This window comes from Mesorhizobium sp. M0802, assembly GCF_040320115.1.
In the GTDB taxonomy this organism is placed as follows: Bacteria; Pseudomonadota; Alphaproteobacteria; order Rhizobiales; family Rhizobiaceae; genus Mesorhizobium.
Map to the genome: position 1 here is coordinate 1 of NZ_JAMYOY010000045.1, position 8,499 is coordinate 8,499.

Genomic DNA, 8,499 nt, shown 5'->3' on the forward strand with positions numbered 1-8,499 from the left:
GCCGGTCGTAGAGCCAGCGCAGTTCCTGCAGACAATCGTCGCCGTGCTTCCTCGGCAGATGATCGAGCGCGTTCCTGAGGAAGTGCACGTAGCAGCGTTGCCAGTCGGCTTCGGGGATCACCTCGCCGATCGCTGCCACCAGGCCGGCGTGATCGTCGGACACAACCAACTCGACGCCCTTGCTTTGACCGCAGCGCTGGCGGTCTTAACTTCAGTCTTGGTCATGGTGGCGTTCCTTCGCGGCAATCGGTGACGTGAACAATCACCAGCCTGCCATGACCGCCCCCTCTCAGCGAATTTGCAGAACTCTCAGCACACTACCCCGACGTACTCACCCGGATAGTCCCGGCGATCCAGACGACCTGCTGCTGCCGTGCCGGAGCGGATCAGCTCGACGAACTCGTCGCGGTAGGGGTCGACGCAAAACGAATACGACAGCGTCATCGACACTTCGCGCCCAGCGGCATGCGCCAGCCGCGCGGTCTGCCGGATCGCTTGCTTGGCGCGCGGCGGGTCCCCCAGATAGCCCTCGAAATAAGTGACCTTGGTGCCCGAAGCCTTGTCCGGTTCGACATCGTCGGGCCGAGTTCGAAGCAGGCGCCGAGATAAGCGCTCGCCATCGGGCGTTACGAAGTTCATCGAGCATGCCGTCGGTGGTTGTCCCACTAGCGGTTCGGTGTCGAAGCGACGCCCTGGGCGTGGATGTCGTGGGCGTAGATCTCGCCGAGCGCGTCGTTCGTCACCTGCCGAAGAAGGCGGCGCGCCCGCCGAAGCTGCCTACGCCGGCGGCGGTGTTGCCGGCGCTGCATTGCCGATGCAAAGAACGTCATAGTCCGGCGTCAATGTCTCCGCTTGGGAACCCGCCGGCCTTCTTACCACGCCGGCCGGGCGCGGGTTTGGCAAGTGGGCTTTCCTTTTGCCAATGCGTTCGTTCCCGGCCCTCACGGGGCGGCGAGTCCCTGCCACCTGAGGCTACATGGCGGCCGTGGAGATTACCTCAGCAGCGGCGCCCGATCGGAAACCTTAGCACCTCCGCGCTTTGGCGTGGCTGCTTGAACTCTTCGACGGCAACCGCCTCAATTAGCAGATCCAAGGCTTCGCGGCCCCTTTGACTCATCGGGTCATCCCCACAAAGGTAGTCATACGCTCGATCTAAATGCCCTCGGGCGGCGGAAAAATCGCTTGTCATATCATAGAACCCTCTCCATCCGCCCGCATTGCCGTTTACGAGGTGAAGGTGGTGCAATCGTCAATATATACAGACAAATTTGAATTAAATCGGTGATGAGCGTAGCCGAGTGATGAGCGCACAGGAGAAGTCTGGCGTGAATGGGGCGATGATTGTCAAGCTTTGCTTTTCGTCAACCATCTTGCATGACCGATTGGCGACCATCTCCTCGTCCCGACCTTATATTACCCGTCGCCTGTCGCCGCCAGCGCGCAGTGACTTGTCAAGGATGGAGGCCCGCAGACCCCATCGCGCGGCGACTTGTCCTTGACGGTCACGAGCACGGCGGCAGGTTTGCCGTGGTCGGGGAGCCCTTCCTTGGGCGGAAGCCGACGACAGTGTTCGAGGGGAACTCGCCATGAGCCGGGTGCGCAGAGATCGTCCGACGCTCTTGATTTGCTGGATCCCAGCCGGCTCCGCCTCCGATTGCCTCGGTAGCTCGGTAGCCTGAGCGCGTCGGCGGCATCATGCCATTATCATCCTACGAATTGCATGCTCCATCGTCCTGGACGAGACCGGTTTGGCTAGCCAAAGGACGAAGGTCTGATTACCAGATGTGATCGGCATGGGGTCGCTTCCACCAACGACGATGATGGGCACCGTCATCAGGGTGGTACGTACGGCTTCGGGCTGTCCTGGCCCGAGGAAAGTCGCTTGATCGAAAATGAGGAGGTCGGCTGCCTTCCCGCTCTCGATCCAGTCGCAAAGACTTTCGAAGGTCGCGAAGCCGACAGGCTTATAACCAAGCGCGGCGATCTTATCGTTGTAGATCTCCAACGCTGCTGGATCGGGCTCCACGACTGCAATGATTTCTCCATTGCCAAGTGATCCATCGTATGGACCGGAAGCGCTATCAGCTCTGACCTGCTCCTCAGCGCAGGCCGGTAAGTAGAGATCGAAGCGTGTACCTCGGCCAACAGCCGAGGTGACGTCAAGGCATCCTGCGAGCGCGCTCACATGGCGGTCCACTGCAGCAAGACCCAGTCCGGTCCCGCCGACGCGAGAGCGCGTGGTAAAAAAGGGCTCGAAGATGTGCGGAAGCACCGAACTTGCGATTCCTTGGCCATCGTCGCTGATGGAGAGGAGAACGTAATCTCCCGGTTTCAAGGTGCCCTTAGCCACGGGCTTCGTTTGACAGACGTGAGCGCGAGAAACGCTAATCTGGACACGGCCCTCATTCAAGAGAGCCTCCGACGCGTTCTTGCATAGATTCATAAGGATTTGCTGTAACTCGGTCGGGCTGCCCTCGATCACCGTTTGCCACTCGTTGATCTTGAAGTTCAACTGAACATCCGCACGAACTGTAACCCGCAGCAATGGCGCGAGATCCATTACACTCTCCGAGACGTCGAAAGGCATCGTCACGCGCTTCCGAGTTCGGCTTAGTGACAAAATTTGATCAATAATCAGCTTGGCTCGGTTGCTGGCCAAGATAATTTGGCCGATGTGGCCCCGAATTCTCGAGGGGCGGCGCACAAGACCTTTAGCCATCTCTGCGTAGCCGACTATTGCTCCTAGAACATTATTGAATTCATGTGTAACGCCGCTTGCGATTGTGCCGACAGCCGTCAGCCTTTCCGCATGCTCCCATCGACTCTCAAAAAGGTTACGTTCCGTGTGTACACGTTGCATTTCAAGATGGTTGCCTAAACGCACAGTAGCGCTCGCCAGAACCAGGAGGTCGTCTGTGGAGGGTGGTGAGCGATCTCCTTCAAAAACAAGGATACAAACCGCAGCCTGCTGATCGGAGGCCCTGCAACCAACAATTTGACAAACACCGGTAGTGCCTACGGCAGTCCGAACCACTTCCGACGCCGGAACGACGCGAAACACTGGCTGTTCCGGGTGTACAAGTGAGACGACTTCATGGATTAGCGCGGCGTTCCAGACGCGCATGCGCTTGTTCGCGACAAAGTACTCGGTATTCCTGCTGATACTCGGATCCACCAGAGCAAGCGCGCATTGATCCGCATCGAAAACGCATTGAATGAGTCTAAGCGCTGCTTCGGTGGAGAAGCGCCGCGAAGCCTTCGTTGCTTGACTGTCGATGAAACAAGCTTCGATCTCACTCATCGCCGCTTCAAGCTCTAACCGCCTTTCCAACCGGTTCGTCCGCACATGCTGCGTGGAGGCTCGAATGGTCGCAAACAAGCAGAGGCATATGGACACCAAGCCAAAGAAAAGTCGTGTACGCTGCGCTTGCGCGCTGGCGAAGCTGTAGGCTTTCAGATGTTCTCGCTCCAATTCGGCAGCCTTGGCGAACGTGTCGAAGGATGGGATCCGATTGACAGCGCGGTCCAACCTCAACATTGAGGACAGGATAGCGCGGCCCTCGCGGGCAACATCCTCCGTGACTTGGTCCTGGCTAGGAGGAAGTCGGCGGAGAGACTGATCGATTTGTAATGCGAGGCTGAATCCCGGTCTGGCCGAAAATTGAAGGATCAGATTGGAAAATTCAGGCCTGTTCGACACTCCCCCCCGAAGGCGATTAGCCGAGCGAGCAAAGCGTACGAGAGAGCTTTGCAGAAGCTCATTTTGCGCGGCCGAGGCCGAGATGGCAGCTTCTGTGTTTTCGAGGGACTTTTTGAGCTGTGCAACCAACCTGGAGTGCACCCCGGAGCTCTCATTGGGCGAAATCTCAACAAGGCGTTGGTAGTGTTGAAGGTTCCTTTTTAATGCTTGCCCGGTAGAAGCAACGGAACGGAAGTCCAATACCATGTCGGCGCGGGCGACGTCTCGCTGGAGCAATGCGTAGTTGATCTGAATCGTCCGCAGTTCGCTTAGGACCGCCTCGTTGATCTGGGGGTCTTGCCACTGTATCGCGACCAAGAGCGCAACCGAGGCCACTAGGGCCATCACAGAAGCTTTGTCGGTACTGAGCCATTTTTCCCAAACGAACGGCGTTTGAGCCGCGGTGCGTGCCTTGCGAAGGTCCGATTTGAATTCTAGCTCCCCATCGCGTCGGTGTGCGGCCGGATGCTGCTGGAACAGGAAAGCCAAGTGTACCTCTCCCCCTCAAATAGGCGGTGTAGACACCGTTGCACTCTGCCCCCATGGCCCGCTGACCTTCCATTGAATCGCGGGCGTTTCGACCTCGACGGCGAGGCGCCAGCACAAGGCGGGCAACTGATCGCAGTTTTCGGAACTGGTCTTCCGAGAGATCATCGAAGGGGCATACAAGCGCACGCCTGCAGCAGCCGAGGATGATACCGGCCGGTCAAACGCAACTGGCGAGGGCCGGATCTGCTGTTGGCTGGCAGCTAACACTGGCGGGGCGGCGGCCTCGGCGTGCCTAGAGCCGGCTGCTGCGAAAGCGTCCGACACGCTTCCCTTGGGGTCATCCCGTCCAGCGGGCATCCTTGGATCGCTGAAAAAAGACGAGGCGGCTTGATGATCCTGCCCTCGCTGAAGCACCTCGCGAAACCCCTGTTCCAGTCGCAGAAGCTCCTCTGGACCGGTAGGCGGCTCGTCAGCTCGACCATCGAACAGCGGCCGGAGCGCCTCGGACACGTGCTGCTCAAAGCCCACTCGCCGGGCCTGGACCGCTTGCCCGTCTTCCAAGCCGGCGTCCTGCACCTGCGACAAAGCTGTTACACGGGATGGATTACTATTTCGCGGGTTCATACTAGCCTCACATCAAACTGTATCGTCAAAGTCCTGCGCCAATTCACACAGCGGGTCACCGAGTTGAGATTCTGCGGAGAGCGCCTCCTCTGCTCCCGTCAAGGGCGCCGGCTCCGGGAGGGCGCCTGTCTGGCTTTCAAAGATGCGTTTCAGAATGCGATCCGAAAAATATCGCACCTTCCTCAATTTTAATGGTGGCAGACCTTGATGAGAACAATCTCGTACTCGTCATCGAGCAGCCGAACCTGTTCGGGACGCAACAGCGGTGCACCTTGATGTGAATTCTGAATGTTCCAGTCGAACGTTCGCGCCTGGCTGTAGGAAATCGATTGGGCTTGAAATGTGAATCCACCGATAGCTTTGGAAATGTAGTTCGGAGTCTCGTCATCTACCTCGATGTTCCTAGAAGCGCGCCGGCAGCCCGGGCGGGGGGCTTGGGGTTAGACTGCCAGCGCACGCCACTCATAAAGAGCGGCCTCTTTTCGCGGTTCGGACACCCATAGTCAACCCGGCAACGTCTGGATGCCCGCTGTGCTTTTTGCAGAGCGGCGATGCCGGGCATATCGGCCGATCCTGTCTAGGATGGTGTGGCCACTCTCGTCGGCCGAGTTGATGCTCCAGCCACTATCGCCTTGCCGACCAGCACGAGTTCGTCGCGTCGGTTTGGCGATTTGACGACATAGGCTTGTCGGTCGGGGTTGTCACGTTGTCTGAAATTGGCCGGCCGAGGGCTGCTGCTGCTGAATTCATGCGGGCGTTCCAGTCACGGCCTTCGATTCGGCGATGGCTTGCAAGCATGAACATGTATGGCGAGAGCAGAACGTTTGGGGCGGGGCGGGACGAAGAGGTTGCGGAGGGCTGACAAGGTCGAGACGAAGCGTTGCAGGCCTCCCGGCGATCGGACCCCTGCATCATCCGCTCCCGTTTTCGCGGCGGCACATGGGAATTCTCCGCTCTGTTGTTCAACCCCTTGTGCGACCGGTGCTCGACGTCCGGCATCATCTGTCGCTTTGCCGCTCCATACGAGCGAAGCTAGTCGGTGATCATGCGCTTCGGCGCGAGCCCCTGCTTCTTCCACAGCCGCGTCAGCAAGCGCAACCTCTCGCAGGGTGCGCTCTCAGAATTCGTTCCTGCGCAGCGGCGTTGTTATCTCGATACTGGATAAGCGTTGACGAACCTACGCGTCAGCGGACGCGAAATCCTCACCATCCTTCTGCATCGCGCTATTTGGCCTGCCGAAAACCCAATTTCGCCGGCACGCTGCCGCTGAATACGATGATCATCTCGCATTCTTGCTATGGAGGCTGTCGTCCTTCCTGGGCACGCGGCTGACGGCGACGAAAGCGGGTTTATTCATGCAACACCCCTTTTTGGCAGGCAAGCTGGAGGACTTCGGGATGTCGGGGGCGAATATAGCGAAGACTCCCGCCGCTCGCCGATGCATTCTGGACGCAACCGCATCGAGCCGATGTGTGTTCGAGACGCTTCGCGGCTGCAGTCGCCGAACGATGGCGTGGTTATGCGACCTGTTCTGCACGCCTACCCCCGTCCAGTCAGGCGTTCACGAAGGTGTTTGTCGAGAATTCGTGGAGAAAGTCCGCCACTTATCGTTGGCGAGGGCTTTGCTCCGGAGTGGCGATCGGTGCTGATCGACAGGCAGGCTCTGGCCAAAATCGAATCCCATATCGCAGATGCCGTCGCGAAAGGCCGCAGAATTCGATGCGGGGGCAAACGCATCGCGCGAATGGCACGTCGAACTATCGGTCCTGTCTCCAGCGAGATGACCATCGCGCAAGAAAGAGACATTCGGGCGGTTGGCGCCTGTGATTGCTTCGACGATGCGGATAGGTCGTGCATGAGGCCAACGACACGATCTACGGCCTTGCCGCCCACATTTGTGCCTCAAACGGAAGCGTGTTTGGCGTGTGGCCGAGGCCTTGGAATATGGCATGGTGGTATGAACACGGGACGCATGTCGTCGGAAGCCGCGCCTTTCGGCCGAGTGAAGCAGTCCGGCATCGGGCGGGAGGGTTCCCGCCATTGCCTCGAGGACTACCTCGAAATGAAATACCTCTGCAGGGCGGCATGCTGAAGCATGGGCTTGCAGGGCTCGCAGACCGGTAAACCAGCGAGCCATCTCCAAATATGTGAATTGAGGATTGCTCCTCGACGGGAGCTGAGGGGCGGCTCCGCAAGCCTTACGACGCTCTTTGCGAGCCGTAGCTGCCGAGCTGGCAAAAGGCCGGGCTACGTCGCGCCAGCGCAATCGGCGCGCAGAAAATTAGGCCTACCCGCTCCGGGACCGCGGACCTCGTCAGCTTCTCGTAAGTATGCCCGAGTAGGTTGCTCAGCTGATCTGTGGACGTGAGGCTAGCGTGAACCGGCACAAATTTGACCTATCCAATGTAACAGGTTGGCGGCAGGTGCAGCCCCCGGCATCTCAAGAGCAAGCGGCACAGGCCGGGCAAGAGGGCTTTGAGCAGCGCTCGGGCGAGGCGCGCCAAGCCGCTGCCCAAATTCCCGCCCCCGGCGTTCCGGCTCTGCCAGACCCGTTCCATCCTCATCCGTCTCAGGGAGACCTGAACCTCATCGAAGGCGCGGCCCCATGGGAAGCGCAGCCCATGATGCAAGGGATCGGACAAGAACACGCCGCGGCGCCGTACGCCGGAGGCAGTGGGTCGATGCTGGGTGCCTCGGTGCTGCAGCGGGGTCACTCAACGGCGCGCCATCATCATGCGCCGGATTCGTCAGTGGTTGATCTGAATCCCCCCGCACGGGTCGAGTTGCGTGACCATGCTCGTTCTCTGCCGGCGGCGGTGCAGCCAGATCCTCCAGTAGTGGTCTCCGGTCGCGACAAGCGTCCTCTTTATTCCAACGATGCGACCGTTGTCGAAGGGCTGAGGTCAGCACTCTATGCCGGTAAGGTCGGGGAGCGCACGGTCACGGACCATGTAAATTCTCTTCTCGGCTTTGGTCGTTGGCTCTTTGATAATAACAAGCCGGGATTTGCTGCTCGGCTTGACGATCCGTTGCTGGATCAGGATCTCAAGGAGTACCAGCGCGAGAGTGGCTCCTCGAACGTGGCTAGAGCACTGGGTCGTCTCAAAGAGTCGGCGCGCGGAGCGCCAATGGTGGGCCGCGCTGCCCTGAATCCCGACCCTGTCGACGCCGAGCTCATCAGAGATTACAAAGCGGCTCTGGTCAAAAAGTACGAGGCAGCGCCTGCGACCGGGCCGAATCCCAAAACCATTCAGGACTATGCGGCTACTCTTAGACGTTTCAGTCATTACCTGCATGAAAACAACAGGCCGGGGATTGCGGCTCGGCTTTACGAGGGGTCGCTGGATGAAGATGCCAGGCGCTATTTGGACTCCAGTGGTAACCGGTGGATCAGTGCACTAGCTCATCTCCGGAAGTTCCCGCCGTACGCCGCACTCGGGCGCGAAATTGCCCTTGCTGCTCGTCCGGAAGACGCAGTCGACATGGAGGCTCGTGCCATTGGGGACGCCGCTGCGCAGCACAGCGGGCCGCAGGAGGAATACAGTTGGCCAGAGTATCTCCCCCCTGGGAAAGCTAATGAAGACGACGCTGTTCTGGCATCGTCTTTCGTGCCTACTGGGCCCCATCACCAAGCCTCGGATCCCGCA

General features: G+C 59.3%; 3 protein-coding genes and 5 pseudogenes. 2 read left to right on the plus strand and 6 right to left on the minus strand.

Annotated features, from left to right (window positions below; translation table 11 throughout):
- From NKI10_RS30535 to NKI10_RS30560, 6 genes and pseudogenes are all read right to left on the minus strand, one after another.
- Positions 1–181: pseudogene (locus tag NKI10_RS30535) on the minus strand (transposase); the annotation flags it as partial.
- Positions 182–372: 191 nt separating this feature from the next.
- Positions 373–805 (minus strand): annotated as a pseudogene (locus NKI10_RS30540) (PfkB family carbohydrate kinase); the annotation flags it as partial.
- 192 nt (positions 806–997) lie between these two features.
- A complete protein-coding gene (locus tag NKI10_RS30545; RefSeq protein WP_023679698.1) occupies positions 998–1,189 on the minus strand; it encodes a hypothetical protein in 192 nt (63 codons plus the stop codon).
- 504 nt (positions 1,190–1,693) lie between these two features.
- Complete coding sequence (locus tag NKI10_RS30550; RefSeq protein ID WP_352515267.1) at positions 1,694–4,228, minus strand: two-component system VirA-like sensor kinase; 2,535 nt, start codon at positions 4,226–4,228, stop codon at positions 1,694–1,696.
- A gap of 636 nt (positions 4,229–4,864) precedes the next feature.
- Positions 4,865–5,241: pseudogene (locus NKI10_RS30555) on the minus strand (type IV secretory system conjugative DNA transfer family protein); the annotation flags it as partial.
- Positions 5,242–5,598: 357 nt separating this feature from the next.
- Positions 5,599–5,947: pseudogene (locus NKI10_RS30560) on the minus strand (DDE-type integrase/transposase/recombinase); the annotation flags it as partial.
- A gap of 424 nt (positions 5,948–6,371) precedes the next feature.
- Between NKI10_RS30560 and NKI10_RS30565 the strand changes: the two are divergent.
- Both NKI10_RS30565 and NKI10_RS30570 read left to right on the plus strand, forming a co-directional pair.
- The gene (locus NKI10_RS30565; RefSeq protein ID WP_352800690.1) at positions 6,372–6,944 is read left to right on the plus strand and encodes an aldehyde dehydrogenase family protein; all 573 of its coding nucleotides are present in this window, start codon (positions 6,372–6,374) and stop codon (positions 6,942–6,944) included.
- 283 nt (positions 6,945–7,227) lie between these two features.
- A pseudogene (locus tag NKI10_RS30570) lies at positions 7,228–8,499 on the plus strand (hypothetical protein); the annotation flags it as partial.